We start from the raw sequence: 25,251 nt of genomic DNA, 5'->3' as shown, positions 1-25,251 counted from the left end.
TGCTCTGTTCATTTCTTATTTATCTTTTATTATTCGATGGTGCACGCCTAACAACTTGCGTGCCGTGGAAGAATGAAAGACAGAACAAACGGCGCATACTTTCATTGATAAAAACCACAAATAAATAACGTTTAACCTTATAATAAGTAAACGACATGGCAGAACTAACTTTTGATTTCGCTTCCGTTCCGCCCACATGGGACTTCTGTTTCAACGAACAATGCCCGCGCAAGGAGACTTGCATGCACTATTTTGCCGGCCGACATCTGCCGGAAGACAACACAGAGGGCTTTGCCATCTACCCCAATGCGCTGCAAAATGGCAAGTGCAAGTTCTACGTCGAAAAGCGAGTGATACGCGCAGCGTGGGGGTTCCGCAAGCTGTTCCTCAACATAAAGCATCGGGACGACACCCCGATACGCAGAGAACTCCAGCAATACCTCGGCAGTCGTTCTGCCTACTATCGCTACATGAACGGCCAACTCACCCTCACGCCCGAGCAACAAGCCGGTGTTCTCGACATCTTCCGCGCGTATGGCTACACCGAAGAGACCGATTTCGACAACTACATCGACCGTTATGCGTATGAATAGTACGGCGTTCCAAAGCTTGGAATTTTCTTGAGACCGGTATTTAAGACAAACCATAACCGAAGAATTGCAGCACATATTCAGCATATCCTTACGAATAATAAGGAAGCATTGATGAACAAAACGTCTTTTATCAAGGGATACATGGGAAAATCATTTATAATACAGGCGTTGTTATTGCTGTCCATTTGTCAAGGATGTTCAAACAAACAACAGGTTGGAGCAAAAGCCCATCAGGGGAAAGCACGCACATATGATAGCACACCTCGCAGGTCGGATTCAACGAATGAGAATCGACAGTCATTGAAAAAGTATGCCCTTAAAACATTCCGGCGCTATCAAACATTCGATGAATTTAAGATGGAAGGGGTGGGTAAACCAATATATTCGCCCTTCGTTTACGTAAAGACAACGAAAGATACGATGATTGTAATCCCATCAAATGATACGACTCATGTGAAAGTATATCATAGACAGGGCAATAGGTGGCGTAATTATATAGAATTGGAACTTTGGAAAAAGAGACAGCCCTTTACTAAGAGCAGTCTCGAAGAACCGGCTCGCACTTATGACAGAATTTGTGGCAACGACACGATACTTGAATATCAGTGCAACTATCTCGGCAATACCAAGTATAAGCAATTTTATATAAAGACACCGAAACGGTGCGTGAATATAAAACTGATTGGGGAGCTTGATTTTATAAGTGGCAATCATACCGTCTATAACGAAATGTTGATGTTTGCCCACATGTTCAATCATGAAAGAAAGAAACTGTTGGCGCAACACGGCCGGTCGAAATACGACAAGAGAGAGGTTTACAGCTATTCTTTGCAGGAGAAAGCTCATGCCTTTGTGTATCAATGTCGGGAAAGAAATGAAACGCTATACTTCTCAAAGACAAGCTTGGGAATATTCGGCATACAGCCAGGCATAGAAAAATATGACAGAGAACGCTCTCAAGTAGCCGGATATTAGCCAATGATTGGTATGACAAAAAGCCTGTCAGACAAGAAAAAGCAAGTGTTTTCTTTGGCCGAACAGCACATTTTTTCTATCTTTGCATCAATGACAAGCACTGTTTGAAACAATAGCAAGTCAAGAGAGTTAGGGGAATTTGAGTTGCAACCAAGTCGTAATGCCTTTCCCTTTTCCGATTTTATAAGTGCTTATGATTGAAGCGTTATAGCGCATATACGCTTTGCAAACAAAAAAGAAAGAGTTATGAAAGTAGGTGACCATGTGCTTATCTCTCCCGATCTGACGCATAAAGCTGATTGGGTGGCCGCAACAGTGATTGAGGTTGAAAACAACCCCTATGCCGGGACCGTCATTTCCGCCAAGACGGAAAAGGATGGTATCTTCTTTGGGTATCAGGATTTGTTCAAATTACAGCAGGAACATGTACGCGCTAAGCTTTGACATGGTCGTCTCAGACCTTAAAAAATACTACGGAGAGCCCTACAACGATGCTTATTATGAGATAAAAGAGCTATTGATGGCCAATGGTTTTGACTGGGTTCAAGGTAGTACTTACTTGACAAAGACCGACGACCTGACGGCTCTCTACAAGGTAATTATGGAACTTTCCAAACTGGAATGGTTCAGAAAATCAGTCCGTGACATTCGTGGTTTCAAGGTTGAAAGTTAGTCGGACTTTACCCCTCTCGTCAGAAGTAACAACAAATAGCTATGAAACACTTGTTAAAATCAACATTCGGTTCGCCGATAGCATTGCTCATCAACTTGCTGTTGGCTTACATCATTTACGCACTTGCACGGCTCACCTACGTGCTGGTAAACTACAGTTACTTTGCCGAGGGGCTCGAAAAAGCTGATATCGGTCAGTGGATAAAAGGCAGCCTGATGTTCGACACCACGGCCATTTGCTACACGCATATCCCCTATATCGTTTTGATGCTCCTTCCCTTGTGGTTGAAAGAGACGCGCTTTTATCACCACTTGTGCAAGTGGTTGTTTGTCATTGTCAATGCCGTTGCACTGGCCATTAACCTTGCCGACGCGGTTTACTTCCCCTTTACGCTCCGCCGAACAACGACAACCGTGTTCCAAGAGTTCAGCAATGAAAACAATATTGCCGCTATTATCCTACACAACACGCTGACGCATTGGTACCTGTTCCTTGTCTTTGCCGTGCTGATATGGGGCTTATCGAAGCTCTATGTCATGCCCCGCACCGACTATCGCGACTTCTTTACGGGCAAGAAACGATTGGGATATACCGTCAAACATCTTGTTTGTCTTGCCATTGCAGGCGTGGCTACTGTGGCAGGATGCCGTGGCGGACTGCAGTCGGGCGTTCGTCCTATCACGATAAGCAATGCAAATCAGTTCGTAGAACGACCCACCGACTGTGCCGTTGTGCTCAATACGCCGTTCGCATTGATACGCACCATCGGTAAATCCAACTTCGAAATACCTCCTTACTTCGCCTCTTTGAATGAGGCCGCAAAGGTCTATTCGCCCGTCCATATGATTGTTCCGAAGGGGAAATCCAACAAGAAGAACATCGTCATCCTTATCGTTGAGAGCTTCGGAAGAGAATATATCGGCGGCTTCAACAAGGACTTTTTCGGTGGAAAATACAAAGGATACACGCCCAATGTGGACCGCCTGATTGAGAAGAGTATGGTGTTTCGCTATTCGTTCTGCAACGGACGAAAGAGCATCGACGGCATGCCTTCCATTCTTTGCGGCATTCCTCGCTTCGGCGAACCCTTCATCTTGACACCCGCTTCGATGAATGATTACACCGGAATTCCGGGGCTCTTGAGTCGCTGGGGCTATCAGACGGCCTTCTTCCATGGGGCAAACCGGGGTTCGATGGGCTTCCTCGCCTTCTCCAAAAAGATTGGATTTCAAAACTATTATGGCCGACAAGACTACGATGAAGACCCGCGTTTCGGTGGCGATGCAGACTTCGATGGCAACTGGGGAATATGGGATGAGCCTTTCCTGCAATACTATTGTGCGAAGATGAGCGAGATGAAACAACCTTTCATGACCGCACTCTTCACTGTTTCGAGCCACGACCCGTTTGTTGTTCCCGATAAATATAAGAACGTTTACAAGGAAGAACACCTTCCCATTCAGAAGTGCATACGCTACACCGACATGGCCATTGGCAAGTTCTTCGCCTCGGCAAGCAAGCAGAAGTGGTTCAAAAACACCATCTTTGTCATCACAAGTGACCACACGAACCAAAGCGATCACGCCCAATACATGACCGATATAGGTGGCTTTTGCTCTCCTATCATCATCTACGATCCGTCAGGCGAAATCAAAGCCTCGCGCATAGATGCCATCGCACAGCAGACAGACATCATGCCGACCTTGCTCAACTATATCGGCTATCCCACTCCTTATCTGGCCTTCGGTGCCGACCTTTTCCACACACCTTTAGAGAAAACGTGGGCCGTGAACTATCTTAATGGCATCTACCAGTACGTGAAATACGGTTACGTCTTACAGTGGGACGGTCGACAAACAAAAGCCATTTACAGGCTTGACGACCTGCTCATGCAGCATAACCTCGTGGGCCAAGTGAAAGAACAACAACAGATGGAGACCGAACTCAAGGCCATCATCTATCAATATATGTACCGCATGGTAAAAGATAAACTCAAAGCCCGACTCGAAAGATGAAGAAAGCCCTCTTATATATGGCTTACACCGTGGCCTATGGCTTCTGGTGGTTCGTCTCTTTGCTGCCTTTCAGCGTGCTTTATGCCCTCTCCGATGTGCTCTATCTGCTCATGTCGCGCGTCATTCGCTATCGTCATCGCGTGATATGGCACAACCTGACGACCTCTTTCCCCGAGAAAACGGAGGCCGAACTGCGCGAGATTGAACGCAAGTTTTATCATTGGTTCTGCGACTATATCGTTGAAACCGTAAAACTGATGACCATCAGCAAGCAACAAATCATGAAGCGAATGACTTTCACGGGCACTGAAAAGATAGAACAATTACTGGCCGAAGGACGCTCCATAGGCGTGTATTTAGGCCACTTGGGCAATTGGGAATGGATTACGTCGCTGCCTTATTGGCTCACAAACGGGCTTTGCTGCCAACTCTATCACCCCTTGGAAAACGAATATTTCGACCGCCTTTTCAAATACGTCCGCGAGCGACAAGGGGCTTATTGCATTCCCATGCAGGAGTCGTTACGCAAAATCATTGCGCTTGGAAAGGCCGGAAAGCCCGTCATCGTGGGTTATATCTCAGACCAAACGCCCTTTTGGTGGAACATTCATCATTGGTTGGAGTTCCTGCATCACGACACACCTGTGCTCACAGGAGCAGAGCGTATCATCAGACATACGAATCAAGTGTTTGTTTACGGCGACGTGAAACGTATCAAACGAGGCCACTACAACTGTGAATTCAAAGTGATCAGAGAGAACACGAAGCACGCCAAACCCTTTGAAATCACCGAAGAATACTTCCGTGAAATGGAGCAATCCATTCGCCGCCAGCCCGAAATCTACCTCTGGAGCCACAACCGTTGGAAGCGTACCCGCGCCATCTTCAACGACCATTTTGAATATATTGACGGCAAAGTCCACCTGCAAAAGGGGAAAGACATGATTTGGTAATGCCAACCAGTGGCATAGTAGTTCATGAATAAGAACCATTTCAGATTACGTAATTATATACTATTTACACCAAATGTAAGATTTTCATTTGAAGTATCCAAATTGTACTAAAAGACACCTTTAAGTTCATCGTGTCGCCGATACACTTCTTCAACGGAGTACTCTAATTTTGAAGGTTCAATATAAGTATCTTCTTCAATGCGATGGGTGTTGTCACTAAAATACCCTAACTGGATTTTACCTTCAACTATTATGTTTGACACGACATAGAATTTCTTAGTCTTATCGTGTTTCTGACACACATATTCTCCGTTTTTGAAGTCACTTATCATACCAAATAATTTTGTTACAAAATTAGTTACTCTATTAAAAGTAATAAAATAACGGATTCTGTTTTTTATTGATTGTCTCATAATTACAAGATGTTTGATTGGTTATTTGAATTAAAATAACTACTTTTGCAACCGAATTTGAGTGCTTGCACTCTATTCGGACATACAGCCTAATCGTCGTCGAACTACCACAACAAGACCATAAAGGCTGATAATCAACTTACCCAATGGGTGAAGTGTGTCCTGCGTCATAGACGTAGAACCGCTCCTATGGGTAAGTTGGCTGTGGTAGGCCATGACGACGTTGGGCAGTGGTTCTTCGTTTTCGTTTACCCGTTCTCGTTCATACCGTTGCCGTTTTACAGATTATTGTCTAACTAAAATAAAATGTAGAATGGAAACAAGAAAACTTATCTTAGGAACGATTTTCCTATTCATCTCATTGATGGCATTAGGGCAAAACAAGTTTGACCTTACACCTGATAACATGATAAAGTTTATCGGGAAAGTAAACCAAGAACAATTTGAACAATCCGTTGGTAGTCCCGTTGGCGAAGAAGAAGGCTTTATCGTGTATGAAGTGGAAAACACCTATGACAACGAGATAACGGCAATAAGGTGTTTCTACCGTGAATCCGACGGTAAACTTATCTCCGTGAAATTCGGCACGAGGTACTACCTCGCTTATTGGATAGGTTTTACTCGATTAAACGGCTACCCAAAGACAGAAAAAGAGGCTCAACGCCGTGGGATGTACGCCCCTAAGAAAGACCAATTTGGGGAAATATATCAAGTCAATCTAAAGCTAAGAACATTTGGCTGTCAGATTATGGACATAAGAGAAACCCCATATTACTCTACCGCTATAATTAACTATCATACCGTTAAACTATGAAAGGTTGTCTCATTGCGATATTGTTTATCGTCCTTTTGTTTTTCGGCCCAGTAGGTTGGATATGTGCTGCGGTGGTGGGGATAACCTTCTTGCATCAAGCGGTAAAAAGAAAAAGTAAATTACTTCTTCAATGTATGTCCTGAGATTTTTACCAATTCGTCAAACCCTTTCATCGATTGCAAATGCTCGTAGTAGGCTTCAAACTCACTAAATGGCATTTCCGCATCAATGAGTAAATCCATAACTTTACTTTTGGATAACATTTTCAAATGGGGAACTTCTACACGGAGTTCTCCTTTTTTGAACAACGTACACTCTGTGAGAATTGTCGGAACAAAATCATGTATCCCTAAAAAGTCCTCAACTATTCTCGTGTGGAAACAAGTGGGAGTATGGGTCTCTTGGTGGTGTGAGTTCCAAAGGTTAAAAGGCTGTCAGCTTGAATACTTTGTTCAAGGCCCGCCTTTTAACCTCTTTGCTCTTTTACCCTTTATTACTCACAAGCCCGGTCCCCCTCTCCACTTTAACTTTGCAGTATCTAGGGAAGAAGTTGGTTTTTACTACCTTTGTTGTCGAAAGGAAAAGAATTAACCGAGGGAGAAAAAAGAATAGTCCCTTCAAGTCTCAAAGACTATGCCCCGTATAATGGAGCTTAAAGTAGATACTTAAACCGGAAAACTTGTAAATAGAGTCTTGATTTTCTACCTTTTCAACCTGTTAAAATCTTTTAAACGCTCCGCGAAAAATGAAAAGTCAAGCAGAAGTTTAAATAAATTAACAAATGAGAGGCTTGATAATCAGACGGTTAGTCTTCCCTAAGAACAAAGAACAAGAACAAGAGAAAAGAAAGACGACGATAGAAAGAAATTGAAAACGTCGCCGCCGTCGTCGTCATTTTTTCTCAAGATGGTTTTTTATTTCCGCCATCGTCGCTGCTTTTTTCTCAAGATGGTTTTTAATTTCCGTCGTCGTCGCCATCTTTTCTGCTCGTGACGAATACTTGTTTTCGCCGTCGTCGCCGTTTCCACTTTTGTGCTTGAAAAACATTATCGGCCGTATTGGTCATAAAAAAATCCGAGAAAGTCTTGCAATCGCTTGCAAAATTTTGTATCTTTGCATACAGAGGGGACCGGAAAACATTTTTCATGAAATCGCATGCAACGTCGGTCGGGGGAAACAAGACGGCGCAAGCGATTCAATATGACTGAAACGACATTGCGAAATGACTGATAGTGCCATGCAAAAAGACTGAAATTGGAGACTAAAATGACTGAGATTAGCGCATGAAATGACTGAGATTGCACGCCGATTTGGCGGAGTGCAAAATGAGATGAGAAAAACGGCAGTCAAAAACAGCCACCCTCACTACAGAATCTGCGCAGCGTGGTCTTTCACCTTAATCTCTTTCGGGCCGATGATTCGCGTGACGACGCCTGCTTCATCGGTGATAAAAGTGGTGCGGAACACGCCCATATAGGTGCGGCCGGCCATCTTTTTCTCGCCATAAACGCCCAGTTGCTGCACGAGTTTCAGCTCGGTGTCGCAGAGAAGCGGGAAAGGAAGCGCATTTTTCTCAATGAATTTGCGGTGGGATTTGGCATCTTGCGTGCTGCAACCCAACACGGCATAGCCCTGCGAAATGAACCGTTCATGGTTGTCTCTCAGGTTACATGCCTCGCTTGTACAGCCCGGTGTGGCATCCTTTGGATAGCAATACAGCACGAGTTTCCGACCTTTGAAATCGCTCGTCTTCCACACTTTACCGTCCTGATCGGTTCCTAACACGTCAGGAAGTCTTTGTCCTACTTCAATCATCTTCTTGGTTTTAACTTACAATTCATTCTGTTTGCCCCTGCCGAAAAGGCAATCGGGACGACATCGGCAAAGATACGATTTCTTTTTGAGACCGTCAATGAAATGATAAAAAAATACCGTGGGCGACAGGCTGATTTCAATCGTGATTATATCTTCCTTGATGCAAAGGCCATGCTGCGTACGAGCAAACACACGGTGAGGGAAATTGCCGACGAACTCCGCTTCTCAAATACCTCTTTTCCCGGGAAACTCTTTCGTGAAGCAGTCGGCTGCTCTCTTTTAAGCCATTAAAATGATGCCTCCGGCACTGTTAATACCGCAGAAAATCAAGCAAAGACAAATCTCATGAAACCCACAAGGAAATGTAGCCTGTATATAAGTCTTTAGCGAAGTCACAGGCCTTCTCTCCATAGCATCTGGCATGAAGCTTTTGCCGCACTTGAATTCCCGACATAGAGGGTGTATCTGCCACTCATGACACGCATGGTGTTCGTCAGAGGGTCCCAACATTCAAAGGCATTGTCTTGAAGCGTAAAAGTCACCTCCTTGCTCTCGCCGGCCTTCAAACTGACTTTCTGAAAGTCACAAAGACTCTTGACCGGCCCATCGCTATCCGCATTGCGTTTGATATAGACTTGCACTGTCTCCGCACCTCCACGCAGCCCGGTGTTACTAACCTTAACCTTGAGGGTGCGCCCCTTACACACAGGTTGCCCAATGCGGAATGTAGTATAACTTAGTCCGTATCCAAAGGGGAAAAAGGGGCTTGCCGGTGAAATAACGATAGGTGCGACCACGCATATTATAGTCATTAAATGGTGGTAGCTGATCATCATGACGATAAAACGTTACAGGTAGTTTTCCTGAAGGATTTACCTTACCAAAAAGCACGTCAGCAACAGCCCTGCCTCCCTCTTCGCCGGGATACCAAGCCTGCAAGATGGCATCACAATTTTTAGTCTCAGGCTCTAAGGCTATCGCACTGCCCGAGCAGTTGACCATAACGATAGGCTTTTTTGCGACACTCAATGCTTGGATAGCTTCTCTCTGGGCAACAGGCAGTTCTATCGATGTCCTGTCACCACCCGAGAACCCAGGGAAATCGACTTTCATCTCCTCACCTTCCAGTCGAGGTGACAGTCCACCGACAAAGACAACAGCGTCTGCCTGTCGTGCTTTCTCTATCAGCTGATGTAAGTCGAATGGTTGTTTATGTACTACATCGAAATGAAATGTTGCATTGCCTTTGTATTGGACATATTCCACAACGACATCATAGTTCTTCCCGGCCTCTGCATGCAACGTATATTCGGCCATCTGATTGCTATCACGACTGCGCCATTTGTTGATGACCTTCTTTCCATTGACAGAAACTCGGAACATATCATCTCCGCTTACCTTAATCAGAAGCTCTTCGGTCTGATGCACCTTTAATATACCTGCATAGCGCGCACTGAAATGCGTAAGGTTAACCCCCGGGGCAAAGGTTGTTGCACCTCCATTGTCTTGATTGATAGAATGCATAAAAACAGCTTGTGCCACAGCCTCGCCCTCTTGGTCTTCGTTATTCCAATAAGAAGCCTGCATACCTTGCTCTCCTTCCCCGTGACAGAACTGATTCATACGGCTTTCAGAAACTTCATTGGTTAACAGTCCACAACCAGGCATAAACTCTACATGCTCTGCCAACTGCCGAATACCATCAAGTATAGTCACTGTATGGCTTGGAATTCCGTTGTAGTTTGCCCACAGCATCATGGAATCCACAGCATTTTCACCTACGACAAGGATTTTGTCATGCGTAGACAAGGGTAATGTATGGTGCTTGTTCTGCAATAGCACCATCGACTCGCGGGCCATACGCAATGCAAGTTGGCGGTGGGCAGGACAGTCGACCACAGCATAAGGAATGGTTTTCCACGGCACAACAGCCGAGGGAGAGATATCGCCCAGCGCAAGACGTGCCTCTAAGACCCTGATCACACTGCGATCAATATCACTCTCTTTGAGAACTCCTGCTTTTACGGCCTCTCCCAGACTGTGATAATTGCTGCCACATTCAACATCGGTACCAGCTCTCTGTGCTTGGGCAGATGCCTCTACAGCATCTTTTGCCACACCATGCCGGCCAGGTATCCAGAAATCACTGATGGCACCGCAGTCACTCACCACCAGCCCCTTGAAATTCCACTCATCACGCAAAATATGCTGGAGCAAACGGCTATTACCACAGCAAGGCTGCCCATCAAAACGCTGATAAGCGCACATCACTTCTGCCACTTGTCCCTTGGTAACCAACGACTTGAAAGCAGGGAGATAGGTCTCCCAAAGGTCTCTCGGACTTAGGTTTTCGATATCCATTTCATGTCGTAAGCTTTCAGGTCCGCTATGAACGGCAAAGTGTTTTGCACATGCTAAAGTCTTATAGTAGCAGGCAGTATCTGGTCCTTGCAATCCTCTGACAACAGCCAACCCCATACGTCCTGTAAGGTAAGGGTCTTCGCCATAGGTTTCCTGCCCTCTTCCCCAACGCGGATCACGGAAAATGTTGATATTGGGAGTCCAAAATGACAATCCTTGGTATCGACGTACATGTCCTAAGGCCTTGGCCCGTTCAGCTTTTGCCCGAGCCTCATCGCTCACGGCCGTGAATACTTGCTGCAGCAGTTCGTCATCGAAGGCTGCCGCCATACCGATGGTCTGTGGGAAAACGGTTGCCACTCCATTGCGAGCTACGCCGTGCAAAGCTTCGTTCCACCATTGAAAGGCTGGGATATTCAGCCGGGGAATAGCGGGCGAATCGTCTAATAAGAGAGAGACTTTCTCAGACAACGTCAACTGTCGGCACAAAGCTTCTGCTTGCCCGTTATAATTTGACAATTTCGATTGTCCTACGGCATACAGGCAGATGGACAACAATAAGGATATTATTATTTTTCGCATAGCTGTTACTTTGGAATCTCTTCTTTACACACGTGTTGCAGTATTGTTTTATAGCGATTCTCACGTTGCATATCCTGCTCCACAGAGACATTGATATCAAGCTGAAGGATTGGTTCTGGCACCTTTCCGTCGACCAAAGGCCACTCAGGAAGACCAAGACCATTGGGATTCCCTGTCTTAATATAATTGACGTAGTAGCCATTGAAGATATCAGACATTATATAATCTTCTGGTTGCCAATTGTAGACGAGATTGGTGGGTAGGGTTCCCATAGCATATTCAATGTCGGCTGAATGTACCGCTCCCTTATCACGTTGACTTTCTGCCTGTCCTTCGGCTACATTCTGCACCCCACCAGCCAGACCTGCCACTTTTCCTTTATCTTTCATGGCTGGACGCGGATGACAGTAACGGTACCGGTAAACAGGCCGGCCACCCGTTTTGGCATGCATGTGCCCCCAGCGCCAAGTTGAAAAGTCGAGAAAGAGATCGGAAGCTAAGTCTGTACCCTGACGACCTTTCAGGTCGGCCTCTGTCTTAATACCATAGCGTGGGAAAATTTCATCTGTTGCGTCACCGAAGGTACGTCGTGCAAATTCTTTGGCCTGCTCTATGTTGCTGATAAAAAGTGTCATTTCCTGATTGTTTCCACCTAAAAGTAAGGGCACTTGTGCCTGACTTCCCTTGGCAAAGGTCTTCTCGGGCTGCTCGGTAAAGAACATTCCATCAATACAAGGTGTGGGCATTTTCCGAATATGGGCTTTTTTCATCAGCTCTTCTGCGGGCATTGCACGTAATTCGCTAAGCAAACGGCAGCCTATTTTCTTCATCAGTTTAGTCCCATCCTCCTCAGCTTCTTGTAAAGTGGGCAGTGGTCGGAAGCCTAAGATTGAGCCACTGGATCCTATGGCCTGCGCAAAAAGCTTTTTACTCATGGGCGATGCCATCAATGCGCTTACAGAGATAGAACCGGCAGACTCGCCTGCAATGGTAATTCGATTTGGGTCGCCACCGAAAGCTGCAATATTGCGCTTAACCCATCGTATGGCGGCAGCTTGATCCATGAGCCCATAGTTGCCACTGCCATGCCATTGATTTTCTTTCGATAATTCTGGTAATGAAAAGAAGCCAAAGATGCCTTCCCGATAATTGGCTGTCACAGAGACAATGCCCATGCGTGCCATCTTCTCACCTGCATACCGGGGCTCGCTACCACTACCAGCCATCAATCCGCCTCCATTGAAGTAAATCAATACGGGCAGTCGCTCTTTCATAGTCTTAGCAGGTGTCCACACATTCAAGTAGAGGCAGTCTTCGCTCATGGATTTCGTTCCAAAATTCATATCACCAAAAATCGCCTCCTGCATGGGATTAGGTCCAAAGTCTATAGCCTGTCTTTCTCCCTTCCAAGCTGTGACAGGCTGCGGCTCACGCCAACGTAGGTCTCCTATGGGAGGAGCAGCGAAAGGAATACCTTTGAAAATCTTGATACCCGAAGCATCTGTACCAACTAAGATGCCCTCTTCCACCTTAACTTTAACGTTGTTTTGAGCGCTTATGCCTAATGCTTGTACTAAAACCATTAAAGTTAAAAAAAGTCTGTTATACATATGTGGTCGTTATTTATTATTTTTTCATCATCAGAATGATACCAAACAGCTGCTATTTCCAATTACTGAAGAACACCACTGCAGGAAAAAACATAAGAAGATTACTTTTCTCATCTTTTCATTTCAATTCGTTTTCACCGGGCGTCAGTTCATTTTCGCGTCCTTTCCAGATGAACTTGCCATGGAGGCCTTTAGGCAATGTGATGCGTATACTCCACTCTTTCCCCTTCTTCTGATAGGCAACGCATATCATGCCCAAGGGATGGGGAACCGACCCCGAGGCTTGCGTGAGACGACCGAGGTGGGGCTCGATGCGAACCTTGGCGAAACCGGGCGCATCGGTATCAATACCGAGCACCGTGCGCAGCAGTTCGATGTTCGGACTGGCACTCCATGCATGACAATCGCTGCGGGTATTCATCAATTTTGAGTCTTCTCCCCATGTTGTCATGCCGAGTTTCATGTAGTCGTTCCATATACCAAGCCCGTCAAGATAGGCACCGCCAAGTCCTGCTTTGACGAGGGCGCGGTTGACATAATACTTGAAATAGATGCTTGCTTCGGCCATGGTGGAGTCGCGCAGCATACATTCGGCCAATTGTTCTGCCTGCTTTCCTTTCACCAAACCGCAGAGAATGGCGAGTGCCTGCGCGTGTTGCGAGAAGTATTTCTTGTTGCTAACGTCCGCATAACACTGTTTGTCGGTATCCCAATACTTGCGTTGAATCGTATTTGCCAGCATATCGGCACGCTGTCGGTAGCCATCAGCCATACCCTGATTGCCGAGATGAGCCTCTAAATCGGTTGCCCATTGATAGGCACGTAGCAGAAGCAGGTCGAGAATGGCCGAGCAACCGTCTTTCCCTTTAGGCGGAACACCCATCTTCCATTGGCGTTGACGCTCCACCCAATCCATGAAATTCCAATATGGAAGGTCTTTCAGAGAGCCGTCTTCCCCAGTGTATTGCATGAAGAACGAGAGTACTTGGCGCATTCCCGGCAAATGTTGGCGGACAAAATCACTGTCGGGACGATACATATAATAGTCATGCAGCATACCAATCCACATGAGCGAGAAGGGCGAAATGACGTTCGTTCCTCGCGCAGGGTAGCGTCCTTCGGTTACACCTTCAGCAAGACGGGAGTTGTCGATGTCGCAGATAGCCTTGCGGGCAAGCGTGTCATTGCCCGTATTATAATAAGAAACGAGCATCTGCAAGCGCGTGTCTCCGAGGTATTGCAGCCGTTCATAATAGGGACAATCCATGTAGGTCTCCATCGCACAGAGCCTTGCTGTGTGCCAACCGATATCAAACATCTTCGCCAATGCAGGGTCGGAAGAAGCGAAGGTGGCCCTCCTTTGAAACGGAAAGCCCGTATATATGCCGTAAAGGTCGTTGAGAACGAGAGGCTCTTCTTGGGTCTCGATGCTCAATTGCAGGTAGCGGAAGGTCTTCCAATTGAGCGATGCATACGAAGCCTGCTCATCTCCGGCCGCAATGATGCTGTCTTTCACGCCGAAAATGACTTTCCCTTCAACGGCATTGCGGTCGCCTTTCTCCATTGTCTTCCTATCATAGAGCGACTCGGCATAGGTAAGTGCCATCGTGGCCAGCTTTCCTTTGCTGAAATCCAAATGAACATAGGCGTTGGTATTCTGTCCGTTGTCGAAAAGAATGACGGCACGTGTGTGCGGCGGAATGGTAATGGGCGCCTTTCCCAAGAGGAATGCCTTCGTCACTCTCACACCTTCGGCTTTCCTCACGGCCGACAAGCGTTGCAACGAGCGTTCCATCTGTGGCAACGGCGAGGAAACAAGCATCCAACCTGTGCCATCGGTAGCCATGAAACCCTTGGGAGAGCCGGCCATGAGGGGTTCCGCCGGCTTCCAACCCGTGGCATCATAGCCATTCAACTGCCAACCTTTCTCGGCCTTGGTCATGTCGATGACCTCGCCATAAGGCGCAACGAAGTAGCCCAGCACGGTGGGTTTCAGTGCTTGGCAGCCTTTATCTTCAGTCACAAGCCACGAAGGATTGGTGTTCACGGCAGCCTCTTCTTGGGTGTCGCCCTGAAGAATGAATGCCGTGCGCAGTGAAATCTGGGCCAACGGACCGTCTGTACCGTAGTTCCACACCGTGGCAGCTATCGTATTATCGCCATTTTGCAGCCAAGGGGCAATGTCTACGGTCTCATAGTTCCAGTGAAGCAGGTCGCTCTGTGCCGGTCCCAAGGACACCATCGTGCCGTTGACAAACAGCTGATAGCGGTTGTCTGCCGAGACATGTACGCGATAATGTCCGGGCTTCTCGGCCAAATGGAGTTGCTTACGGAAGTGATAAACACCGTATCTTTGGGGCGATGCGCTGGGAGCGGCAATCCAATAGGCGCGCCATCGCTTCTGTTGCAGTTCGGGATTCACCTCTGATGCGGCATAGGTAAATGTTGACAACGCTAAAAAAAGGCATGCAAGAAAGGTTGTTCTCATAGGTGATGATTTTATGAATGGGTGATGCTGCAGAACGGTCATGCAATGTTCAGTTATCATCTCCCTGCAATTACCGTGCCATATGAGTCATATTGCGCGGCAAAATGGCTGAGATTGCACGCTAATATGGCTGAAATTAGCGCGCAATATGGCTGGGATTGAAATACAAGGCGCAAGTCGTTGATTATCAACATGGTCGACACGCAAAACCGTTTGAGCGAGTGTAGGGCCGAACGGTTCGTGCGTCCGCTTAACCAAACATGTGCATTTGCCGGGCATTCCCCCGGGACGGACGCACGAACCGTGCGTCCCTACATGCCTCTTGTCAACAATTCATCTTATCATTTTGCTAATCCTAAGGTTCAATGTTCAAACTTCAAACTTCAAAGTCTGCCAATTCTAAAGGTCAAAGGTCAATGTTCAAAGGGCAAAGTCAAGGTCCCTACATTCAAACGTCGGTCATTTGGCGCAGCAACAAGGCCGAGAAAGCAGGCCATTCCAATAAATAAAAAAGATTATTTTGCGTTTCGTCTTTTTTCCATTAACTTTGCATTCATATTCAAAAAGACGCAAAACATGGAACAGGATTTCTTGATTTACAATACACTCACACGCCGTAAGGAGTTGTTCAAGCCGCTGCATGCGCCCAATGTGGGCATGTATGTCTGCGGACCTACCGTCTATGGCGACCCACATCTGGGGCATGCGCGGCCCGCAATCACCTTCGATGTGGTGTTCCGCTACCTGAAACACTTGGGCTACAAGGTGCGCTACGTGCGCAACATCACCGACGTGGGCCACTTGGAACACGACGCCGACGAGGGAGATGACAAGATTGAGAAGAAAGCACGGCTGGAACAGTTGGAGCCGATGGAGATTGCGCAGCACTATACCAACCGTTATCATGCGGCAATGGAGGCACTCAACGTGCTTCCTCCATCGATTGAGCCTCATGCCACGGGCCATATCATCGAGCAGGAAGAGCTGGTTAAGGAGATTCTCCACAATGGTTATGCCTACGAAAGCAACGGAAGCGTCTACTTCGACGTGGAGAAATACGACCAAGAACACAAATATGGCATCCTTTCGGGGCGCAACCTGACGGACATCGTCAACAACAGTCGCGCGCTGAACGGCGTGGGCGAGAAGAAGAATCAGGCAGATTTCGCCCTTTGGAAGAAGGCCCAGCCCGAGCATATCATGCGTTGGCCGAGCCCATGGAGCGTTGGTTTTCCCGGTTGGCACTGCGAATGCACGGCTATGGGACGGAAATACCTCGGCAACCACTTCGACATTCACGGCGGCGGCATGGACCTTGTCTTCCCACACCATGAATGTGAGATTGCACAAGCCGTGGCCAGCCAAGGCGATCAGATGGTGCGCTACTGGATGCATAACAACATGATCACCATCAATGGGCAGAAAATGGGGAAGAGCCTCGGCAACTTCATCACCTTGGAGCAGTTCTTCAACGGCACACACGAGAGTCTTTCACAGGCCTATTCGCCGATGACAATCCGCTTCTTCATTCTTTCGGCGCATTACCGCGGCACGGTCGACTTCTCCAACGAGGCATTACAGGCGGCCGGAAAAGGATATGAACGGCTGATGGACGCCATTTCCGACCTCGACCGCGTGCCCGTGAGCAAGCAATGTGACGCAGAAACCGACAAATTCGTGCAGTCATTGCGTCGCCGTTGCTATGATGCCATGAACGACGACCTGCAAACACCGCTCGTCATCAGCTATCTTTTCGAGGCTTGCCACCTCGTTCATGCGCTCCTCGACCATAAGGCTGAAATCTGTTCCGCCTGCTTAAAGGAGTTAAGTGACGTGATGCGGCTCTTTGCTTTCGACCTTCTCGGTCTGAAAAGCGAGAAGGCGGCCAACAATGCAGCCCGCGAAGAGGCCTACGGAAAGGTGGTTGACATGGTACTTGACCTGCGTGCCAAGGCAAAAGCCGAGAAGGACTGGGCCACCGGCGACAAAATACGTAACGCTTTGGCTGCGGCCGGCTTCGAAGTGAAAGACACCAAGGACGGTGTCACATGGAAATTGAACCGGTAAAGCCCTTTTCTTCAATTAGAAACAACGTCATTTTGACGCTAACTTGCGCCATGTTGTCATGCAAAAGTATGGGGCACGCGTTTTGTGCAAGGCTGAACAAAAACATAATCGGAGGAAAATAAATGACATTTGACAAGTACACTATCAAAGCACAAGAGGCCGTTCAGGCCGCAGTGCAAGCCGCACAGCAGGGCCGTCAACAGAGTGTTGAGCCCGTGCATCTGCTGGTCGGCATCGTTGACAAGGGCAAGGACATCGTTAATTTCGTGTTCCAAAAGCTCGGTGTCAACGCACAAAGCATTGCCATGGCACTGCAACAGGAGTTGCAACACCTGCCGAAAGTGGACGGCGGTCAGCCTTATTTCAGTAATGAAACAGCCGGAGTGTTCAGTGAGGCCGAGAAGATTTCGGGGCAATGGGGCGATGAATTCGTTTCCATCGAGCCGCTATTGTTGGCCTTGATGAAGGGAAACAACACCGCAGGACGCATCTTAAAGGATGCCGGTTGCACTGAAGATGCGATGCAAAAAGCCATAGAAGAGTTGCGACAAGGGCAGAAAGTGCAGTCGCAAAGTGGCGATGAAAACTATCAAGCCTTGGGCAAATATGCCATCAATTTGGTTGAACGTGCGCGCCAAGGTAAGCTGGATCCTGTCATTGGAAGGGACGAAGAGATACGCCGGGTGCTCCAAATTCTGAGCCGAAGAACCAAGAACAACCCTATATTAATAGGTGAACCGGGAACCGGAAAGACTGCAATTGTGGAGGGTTTAGCCGAGCGAATCATGAAAGGAGACGTGCCGGAGAACCTCAAAAACAAGCAACTTTACTCGCTTGACATGGGACAACTCGTGGCAGGAGCCAAGTATAAAGGTGAGTTCGAAGAGCGTTTGAAAGGCGTCATCAAGGAAGTTACCAATGCACAAAACGTCATTTTGTTCATCGATGAGATACATACGCTCGTCGGAGCTGGCGGAGGTGAGGGTGCAATGGACGCTGCCAACATTCTCAAACCGGCCTTGGCTCGTGGCGAACTTCGGGCAATCGGGGCCACAACCTTGACGGAATATCAAAAATACTTCGAGAAAGATAAGGCGCTTGAACGCCGCTTTCAGATGGTCATGGTCAATGAACCTGACGAGTTAGATGCCATCAGTATCCTGCGAGGATTGAAGGAACGGTATGAGAACCACCATAAGGTAAGGATACAAGATGATGCTTGTATAGCGGCCGTAAAGCTCTCCGAGCGTTACATTTCCGACCGTTTCCTGCCCGACAAGGCCATTGATTTGATGGATGAAGCGGCTGCAAAGCTGCGCATGGAACGCGATTCTGTACCCGAAGAGCTTGATGAACTGGAGCGAACGTTGAAGCAGAAAGAAATCGAACGACAGGCTATTCTGCGCGAAAACGACACGGAGAAGATTGCTTTCTTGGAGAAGGAAATCGCCGAGCTCAAGGATAAAGTGAAGACGTTCCGGGCACGTTGGGAAGCACAGAAGGGCGAAGTGGACAAGATTTCGCAACTGAAAGAACAAAAGGAAAACCTGAAACGCGAGGCCGAACAGGCCGAACGCGAGGGCAATTACCAGCGTGTGGCCGAGATTCGCTACGGTGAAATGAAGCAAATCGACGACGAAATAGAGCGCCATCGCAATGAAATCAGCAAGCAAGAAGGTGAGTCCTTGATCCGAGAAGAGGTCACTGCAGACGACATCGCCGAGGTCGTTAGCCGCTGGACCGGCATTCCTGTGAGTCGAATGTTGCAGAGCGAGCGCGACAAACTGCTCCATTTGGAGGAGGAACTCCATAAGCGTGTCATCGGACAAAACGAGGCCATAGATGCCGTTTGCAATGCCGTTCGCCGCAGTCGGGCCGGACTTCAAGACCCGAAACGACCGATAGCGTCGTTCATTTTTCTTGGAACAACGGGCGTGGGAAAGACGGAATTGGCGAAAGCATTGGCCGAATACCTCTTCAACGACGAGAACATGATGACGCGTATCGACATGAGTGAGTATCAGGAAAAGTTCAGTGTGACGCGCTTAATTGGTGCTCCTCCGGGGTATGTTGGCTACGATGAGGGCGGACAATTGACCGAAGCGGTGCGCAGAAAGCCCTATAGTGTGGTGCTGTTCGACGAGATTGAGAAGGCCCATCCCGATGTTTTTAACACGCTATTGCAGGTACTTGACGATGGAAGATTGACCGATAACAAAGGCCGTTTGGTGAATTTTAAGAACACAATCATCATTATGACGAGCAATGCCACACGCGAACAGCTCACCCATTTGATGCGTCCTGAGTTCCTGAATCGCATCGATGACATTATAACCTTCCACCCGTTGACGAAGGAAGAGATAGGAAAGGTGGTCGAACTGCAGCTGAAACGCGTGCAAAAGATGCTCGAACAACAAGGCTTCATGCTCCATTGGACGCAGCAAACCATCGACGATTTGGCTGACTTGGGCTATAATCCTGAGTTCGGAGCACGCCCTGTGAAGCGCGCAATTCAAGACTATGTGCTCAATGATTTGAGCCGAAAGATCCTCGAAGGAAAAGTAGGCAAGGAGGTAACGCTGGGGAAAATAAAAAAGTAAATACCCGCCCCGGCCCTCCCAAAGGGAGGGAAAGCGACCTTCAAGACTTGTAATAGGCCCCGATATCGGCAGTAATGCTGATATCGGGGCAACTATTTAGCGGCCGTGATACGTGGGGACATTCTGATTTTAACGCAGGAAAACCGTTGAAAAACTTGCGGAATTGAAATAGGATACGTATATTTGTAACGTTCAACACCCGCCTGTCAGACAATTGAAGGCGGGGTATAAGTGAGCGAATCATGGTACGGATATTCCTCTTTTCACTGCTTTTCATGTTGCCACCTTGCGCAAGTAGTGCAAGAAAGGCGGCCATGTCTGCTGTCATTTCGCCCCAGAAAAGCAGGCGACCCAGCGTGTCTTGCGAAGAAAAACTAAGGCAGCTCGTGCTGTCGTGCACGAATTTCAAGACGCCTTTTGATAGGAAAAGCATACACGCAGAGGTTGAAGAGGAACGCGAGAACGGGGTTTACGTCATTCGATTGTTTGCATATTCAGATGGAGAAAACAGCACAAGCACGCAAGGTTGGATTGTTCTTGACACCGAAAAACGCTTACTCAAAGACATAACCTATGACCCTGATGCACCCGTTATCCTCAACTATGACAAGGAAAAATATAAGGACTACGTAGCAGTTTGCTTGGAAAAGGCACCGACGGCCAAGCCTGAAGGCCTTGAAACGCTTGACGAGCGGCTTCCTCTCATTCATTTTCCATTTGAATATTCCTATGATTTCATCATCGACTTGCCCGGAACAGTCGCGCCAAGTAAGGCGCTCGTACCGCTTCTTAAGACATTCGTAGACACAGAAACGGATTTATCGAACTGCCATATCGCCCGACTTCCGTCGCTTGATGGCTATGAATTGCTTTTGATTTGCGGCACAGACCGGGTCGGCGAGGGCCGTTTCTTCCTTTGTTCCTTAGACAAAACGCACAAACTGACAGATAGGTTGCTCGTATACACTGCCAAGAACGTCTATTGGAAAGGCCGAACCGCGAACTGTTATCTGCATTATACCATTGGTCATCAGGGGATTCTCCTCAAGAAAATGATTGCCATGCCCAACAAGGATATACCGGTGGACAGCAAGAACTACGTTTTTTCAAAGGGAAAATTCAGGTTGGTCAAATAACAATATAGCCTATCCTCTTATATCATAAGGTATATGTACGACACATGTCGAGGCCGACCTACAAGACTAAGACGGTCTTGAAACATGAAGACATGGATAAGAAAATCGTTTATTGTCAATCTTACAAAATATGGTTTACAGCAATGTACAAGCCCAAGATGCGGATTATCACTACATGATTGCGCAGGCAACAAAAGCTCCATCGGGGCATAACACGCAGCCATGGCTGTTTGAGATCAAAGAAAACGAAGTCATCATCAGGCCCAATCTCCGCTATCGACTGCCGGTGGTCGACCCCGATGAGCGCGAAATGTTCGTGAGTCTGGGCTGTGCTGCAGAGAATCTGTGCCTCGCAGCAACAGAGAAAGGCTATCAATCCCATGCCTCTGTGACGGCAGAAGGTGTGATTTCCATTCGCTTGGAGAAGCAAACAGCCCTCGTTTCCGACCCCTTAGCGGCACAAATACCCGTCAGACAAACCACACGTGGGCGCTATAACGGACAGCTGATTGCGCCGGAAACAATCGCCATCTTGCAGTCTACGGACTGCGATCCGGCTGTCGGTGTGCATTTCTTTCAGCGGGGAACGGCCGAATTCGACACCATTGCGCAGTATGTTTACAAGGGAAATGACGTGCAAATGAATGACACTGCCTTTATGAACGAACTGAAACAATGGATGCGTTACAACAAGAAAGACAGTCAGCGAAGCCGCGACGGACTCAGTTACGCCGTGTTCGGGGCGCCCAATCTCCCGCGTTTCATCGCAAAAACCATCATCTCTAAGTCGATTAATGCTAAGTCGCAGAACAAGAACGACAGCCAATGTATCGCCTCATCGAGCCACTTTTTGCTCTTCACCACACGTCACAATACGCCTCAAGAGTGGGTGAATTTGGGCCGAACCCTCGAACGCTTGCTGCTTCATGCCACTGCGTTCGGAATTCGGAATGCGTTCCTCAATCAGCCCAACGAGGTCGGCGGACTCGCCGAAAAGATGGCCGAGAGCCTGCATCTCCATGGCGAAACGCCCACCATCCTCATCCGATTGGGCTATGCGAAGCCTCGTCCTTATTCGATAAGACGGCCTGTCTGCGAAGTATTGTTACCGAGATAACAGGCAGGGGCAGGCCCGGTTCCCTCTCCATCTCCCCTTTAACATAGGCGCGAAACTGTCATATTATTTCCCCTTTTCCTTTGCATTCCGACTGATTTATTGTAATTTTGCATGCAAAGAAAAGGAAAATAACGAATCAATGGAAGAAAAGAAGTTCAAACGCACCACAGTTACGGCGGCATTGCCCTATGCCAACGGGGGTGTTCACATTGGTCATTTGGCGGGAGTCTACGTGCCTGCCGACATCTACGTGCGCTATCTGCGACTCAAAAAACAGGAGGTTGTCTTCATCGGCGGCAGCGATGAGCACGGTGTTCCCATCACCTTGCGGGCCAAGAAAGAGGGTATCACGCCGCAAGACGTGTGCGACCGCTACCATCAACTCATCAAAGACTCGTTCAAAGAGTTTGGTATCAGCTTCGATATCTACAGCCGTACAACCAGCAAAACACACAACAAGCTGGCCAGCGACTTCTTTAAGAAGCTCTATGATGACGGAAAACTCATCGAAAAAGAGACCGAACAGTATTACGACGAAGAGGCCCATCAGTTCCTTGCCGACCGATATATCATGGGCGAATGCCCGCATTGCCACAACCAAAACGCCTATGGCGACCAGTGTGAGAAGTGCGGTAGCGACCTCAGTCCCATGGAACTCATCAACCCCCACTCCACGATTTCGGGCTCAAAGCCCGTCGTTCGCAAGACCAAAAACTGGTATCTGCCCCTCAACGACTATCAAGACTGGCTCAAGAAATGGATCCTTGATGAGCATAAGGAGTGGCGTTCCAACGTATATGGGCAGTGCAAGAGTTGGTTAGACATGGACCTTCAGCCGCGAGCCATGACACGTGACCTCGATTGGGGCATTCCCGTACCTGTCAAAGGAGCTGAAGGTAAAGTGCTTTATGTGTGGTTCGATGCGCCAATTGGCTACATCAGCAATACAAAAGAGCTGTGCGACGGTGCCCCGGAGCGCTTCGGAAGCTGGGAAAAGTGGTGGAAAGACCCTGAAACCCGACTCGTTCACTTCATCGGAAAAGACAATATCGTGTTCCATTGCATCATCTTTCCGACGATGCTCAAGGCGCATGGAGGCTACATTCTGCCCGACAATGTGCCGGCAAATGAGTTCCTTAACCTCGAAGATGACAAGATTTCGACGAGCAGAAACTGGGCCGTTTGGTTGCATGAATACCTGCATGAGCTGCCCGGAAAGCAGGATGTGCTGCGCTATGTGCTGACGGCTAACGCCCCGGAGACCAAGGATAATAACTTCACTTGGAAAGATTTTCAAGAGCGAAACAACTCGGAACTCGTTGCAATCTACGGCAATTTTGTCAATCGTGCACTGCAATTAACGAAGAAATACTGGGAGGGTGTGGTGCCGGCTTGTGGCGAACTGCAGGTCGTAGACCGCGCAGCACTCGATGAATTCAAAGACGTGAAGGCAAAACTTGAGGCCTATCTCGACGCATTCAAGTTCCGCGAGGCCCAGAAAGAGGCCATGAACTTGGCGCGAATCGGCAACAAATACATCACGGAATGCGAGCCGTGGAAGGTCTGGAAGACCGATCCGAAGCGCGTAGAGACCGTTCTTTACATCTCACTTCAGCTCGTTGCGAACCTCGCCATTGCCTTTGAACCGTTCCTGCCTTTCTCATCCAAGAAGCTGAGAAGGCTCATCAACATGGCCGATTTCAACTGGAGTGAACTCGGAAACACCGACCTTTTGAAGCCCGGACACCAGCTTTCGGAACCCGAACTGCTGTTCGAGAAAATCGAAGATGACGTCATTCAGAAGCAACTCGACAAGCTTTCGGCCACCAAAAAGGCCAATGAAGCGGTCGCTTACAAGGCCGAACCGGTGAAGAAGACGGTCGCTTTCGACGACTTCGAAAAGCTGGATATCCGCGTGGGACACGTGAAAGCGTGTTGCAAAGTGGCCAAGAGTAAGAAGCTTCTTCAGTTCACTATCGACGATGGAAGCGGCACCGACCGCACCATTCTCAGCGGAATTGCGGCCTATTATGAGCCGGAACAGCTCGTAGGAAAGGACGTTCTCTTCGTTGCAAACTTCGCTCCGCGCAAGATGATGGGCATTGAAAGCCAAGGAATGATACTTAGTGCGGTCAATTTTGACGGCAGTTTGAACGTCACGACCACCATCGGAGTGGTTAAACCGGGCAGTCAAGTGGGTTAATAAGGTCTGCACGGACGCACAATCCGTGTGTCCCGACAGACAAAAGCGGCTGATAAAAAGAATTGAACCCATCATGCTAATGAAACGAAAACGCATTCATCTGTTGTTATTCCTGCTGTTTGTAGCCTGCAACATGGCTGTGGGTCAGACATCAGACGGGCTTGATGAACACGGCTACGATGCCCATTCGGACACCACAGCATGCTATCTTGGCCGCCCCATTCAGCATTTGACCCACTTTTCGGGCGACACTTTGCGACTGAAAAACGGCTGTCCAAACCCCTATCGAGGCTATCATAAGTGGCAAGGATTCACCATTTCAGACTTTTATGTGACGCAAGATACAGTCTCATTCAAGGGCATGCACGCCGCAATCCTGTCGCCCGTGACAATGACCCTTATGCAAGACGACCTTCAAGACAGCCTGTTTACCGACCGCTTACTCATTATCTCATGCGAGGGAAAGCGTTGGATCTACCCCTATTTTATCCGCAACATGGAGGCTTCCGCCATCATGTTCAAGGAAGAATTGGCTGCCGATGAGGATGGTATCACGCTACATTACGAAGCCGGAAACGGCTGGAAATATTCCTATACCATCACGATCGGGGTGTGTTTTGGGGAACCTTGCCTGCTCGAATTGGCGGTTTTCGAACATTCTCCGGGTGCAGAATACCAGTCGGTTCGCGACTTCTACTTTGGAAACGACTACGAATGCTTCCCCGTCAGCCGCTACCGGCGCGATTTTCCCATGTTGCTCAGGGCCGGAGACATCGACAAGTTCTACGTTGACTGACCGCCCTCGCATCGCTTGAAGCTGTAAGTTGAATACCAAC

General features: G+C 48.1%; 20 protein-coding genes and 1 pseudogene. 14 read left to right on the top strand and 7 right to left on the bottom strand.

Annotated elements, in window-relative coordinates; all coding sequences use genetic code 11:
• Window positions 1-155: 155 nt before the first annotated feature.
• From H164_RS0109415 to H164_RS0109385, 6 genes are all read left to right on the top strand, one after another.
• On the top strand, window positions 156-593 hold the full coding sequence (locus H164_RS0109415; RefSeq protein ID WP_019968386.1) for a DUF6078 family protein: 438 nt from the start codon (window positions 156-158) through the stop codon (window positions 591-593).
• Between the two features lie 501 nt (window positions 594-1,094).
• On the top strand, window positions 1,095-1,568 hold the full coding sequence (locus tag H164_RS15930) for a hypothetical protein (RefSeq protein WP_248616195.1): 474 nt from the start codon (window positions 1,095-1,097) through the stop codon (window positions 1,566-1,568).
• A gap of 246 nt (window positions 1,569-1,814) precedes the next feature.
• Window positions 1,815-2,012 (top strand): hypothetical protein, encoded by a 198-nt coding sequence (locus tag H164_RS0109400; protein WP_019968384.1) that lies wholly within the window; start codon window positions 1,815-1,817, stop codon window positions 2,010-2,012.
• The gene (locus H164_RS0109395) at window positions 1,993-2,241 is read left to right on the top strand and encodes an endoribonuclease VapD (RefSeq protein WP_026356325.1); all 249 of its coding nucleotides are present in this window, start codon (window positions 1,993-1,995) and stop codon (window positions 2,239-2,241) included. Before H164_RS0109400 ends, H164_RS0109395 begins: the two co-directional genes overlap by 20 nt.
• Before the next feature lie 41 nt (window positions 2,242-2,282).
• The gene (locus H164_RS0109390) at window positions 2,283-4,256 is read left to right on the top strand and encodes an LTA synthase family protein (RefSeq protein ID WP_019968382.1); all 1,974 of its coding nucleotides are present in this window, start codon (window positions 2,283-2,285) and stop codon (window positions 4,254-4,256) included.
• Window positions 4,253-5,209 (top strand): lysophospholipid acyltransferase family protein, encoded by a 957-nt coding sequence (locus tag H164_RS0109385; RefSeq protein ID WP_019968381.1) that lies wholly within the window; start codon window positions 4,253-4,255, stop codon window positions 5,207-5,209. Before H164_RS0109390 ends, H164_RS0109385 begins: the two co-directional genes overlap by 4 nt.
• Window positions 5,210-5,316: 107 nt before the next feature.
• Here H164_RS0109385 and H164_RS14500 read toward each other — a convergent pair whose 3' ends face one another.
• Window positions 5,317-5,622 (bottom strand): hypothetical protein, encoded by a 306-nt coding sequence (locus tag H164_RS14500; protein ID WP_036872729.1) that lies wholly within the window; start codon window positions 5,620-5,622, stop codon window positions 5,317-5,319.
• Window positions 5,623-5,935: 313 nt separating this feature from the next.
• On the opposite strand from H164_RS14500, the gene H164_RS0109375 reads away from it, so the two are divergent.
• Complete coding sequence (locus H164_RS0109375; RefSeq protein ID WP_019968379.1) at window positions 5,936-6,436, top strand: hypothetical protein; 501 nt, start codon at window positions 5,936-5,938, stop codon at window positions 6,434-6,436.
• A gap of 119 nt (window positions 6,437-6,555) precedes the next feature.
• Here the strand turns inward: H164_RS0109375 and H164_RS16080 are convergent, their stop codons facing one another.
• The 3 genes from H164_RS16080 to H164_RS0109360 all read right to left on the bottom strand — a co-directional run bounded on the left by H164_RS16080 (window position 6,556) and on the right by H164_RS0109360 (window position 8,251).
• The gene (locus H164_RS16080; RefSeq protein WP_262502937.1) at window positions 6,556-6,678 is read right to left on the bottom strand and encodes a hypothetical protein; all 123 of its coding nucleotides are present in this window, start codon (window positions 6,676-6,678) and stop codon (window positions 6,556-6,558) included.
• Window positions 6,679-7,327: 649 nt separating this feature from the next.
• Entirely contained in the window at window positions 7,328-7,483 is a 156-nt protein-coding gene (locus H164_RS15790) for a hypothetical protein (protein ID WP_019968377.1), read from the bottom strand.
• 318 nt (window positions 7,484-7,801) lie between these two features.
• Complete coding sequence (locus H164_RS0109360; RefSeq protein WP_008565688.1) at window positions 7,802-8,251, bottom strand: peroxiredoxin; 450 nt, start codon at window positions 8,249-8,251, stop codon at window positions 7,802-7,804.
• A gap of 102 nt (window positions 8,252-8,353) precedes the next feature.
• Between H164_RS0109360 and H164_RS15560 the strand changes: the two genes are divergently transcribed.
• The gene (locus tag H164_RS15560) at window positions 8,354-8,542 is read left to right on the top strand and encodes a helix-turn-helix transcriptional regulator (protein ID WP_154652139.1); all 189 of its coding nucleotides are present in this window, start codon (window positions 8,354-8,356) and stop codon (window positions 8,540-8,542) included.
• A gap of 101 nt (window positions 8,543-8,643) precedes the next feature.
• On the opposite strand, the pseudogene H164_RS14495 reads toward H164_RS15560, so the two are convergent.
• From H164_RS14495 to H164_RS0109340, 3 genes and pseudogenes are all read right to left on the bottom strand, one after another.
• Window positions 8,644-11,194 (bottom strand): annotated as a pseudogene (locus H164_RS14495) (glycoside hydrolase family 3 C-terminal domain-containing protein).
• A 5-nt stretch (window positions 11,195-11,199) separates the two neighbouring features.
• Complete coding sequence (locus H164_RS0109345) at window positions 11,200-12,804, bottom strand: carboxylesterase/lipase family protein (RefSeq protein WP_025829887.1); 1,605 nt, start codon at window positions 12,802-12,804, stop codon at window positions 11,200-11,202.
• A gap of 118 nt (window positions 12,805-12,922) precedes the next feature.
• Window positions 12,923-15,292, bottom strand: a complete 2,370-nt coding sequence (locus tag H164_RS0109340; protein ID WP_026356324.1) for a family 78 glycoside hydrolase catalytic domain — start codon at window positions 15,290-15,292, stop codon at window positions 12,923-12,925.
• 576 nt (window positions 15,293-15,868) lie between these two features.
• Between H164_RS0109340 and cysS the strand changes: the two genes are divergently transcribed.
• From cysS to H164_RS0109300, 6 genes are all read left to right on the top strand, one after another.
• Window positions 15,869-17,359, top strand: coding sequence for a cysteine--tRNA ligase (gene cysS, locus H164_RS0109330; RefSeq protein WP_019968370.1), 1,491 nt, complete (start codon window positions 15,869-15,871; stop codon window positions 17,357-17,359).
• Between the two features lie 122 nt (window positions 17,360-17,481).
• A complete protein-coding gene (locus H164_RS0109325; RefSeq protein ID WP_019968369.1) occupies window positions 17,482-19,959 on the top strand; it encodes an ATP-dependent Clp protease ATP-binding subunit in 2,478 nt (825 codons plus the stop codon).
• 242 nt (window positions 19,960-20,201) lie between these two features.
• On the top strand, window positions 20,202-21,095 hold the full coding sequence (locus H164_RS0109315; protein WP_238315147.1) for a hypothetical protein: 894 nt from the start codon (window positions 20,202-20,204) through the stop codon (window positions 21,093-21,095).
• A gap of 130 nt (window positions 21,096-21,225) precedes the next feature.
• Entirely contained in the window at window positions 21,226-22,212 is a 987-nt protein-coding gene (locus tag H164_RS0109310) for an Acg family FMN-binding oxidoreductase (protein WP_019968366.1), read from the top strand.
• A 139-nt stretch (window positions 22,213-22,351) separates the two neighbouring features.
• Window positions 22,352-24,415: a methionine--tRNA ligase gene (gene metG, locus H164_RS0109305; protein ID WP_019968365.1), complete on the top strand. Its 2,064-nt coding sequence runs from the start codon at window positions 22,352-22,354 to the stop codon at window positions 24,413-24,415.
• Window positions 24,416-24,494: 79 nt separating this feature from the next.
• The gene (locus H164_RS0109300) at window positions 24,495-25,211 is read left to right on the top strand and encodes a hypothetical protein (protein ID WP_019968364.1); all 717 of its coding nucleotides are present in this window, start codon (window positions 24,495-24,497) and stop codon (window positions 25,209-25,211) included.
• Window positions 25,212-25,251: the final 40 nt, after the last annotated feature.

This window comes from Segatella maculosa DSM 19339 = JCM 15638, assembly GCF_000382385.1.
In the GTDB taxonomy this organism is placed as follows: Bacteria; Bacteroidota; Bacteroidia; order Bacteroidales; family Bacteroidaceae; genus Prevotella; species Prevotella maculosa.
The sequence above is the reverse complement of the archived record's forward strand: the minus strand, read 5'-3'. Positions and strand labels throughout refer to the sequence as shown.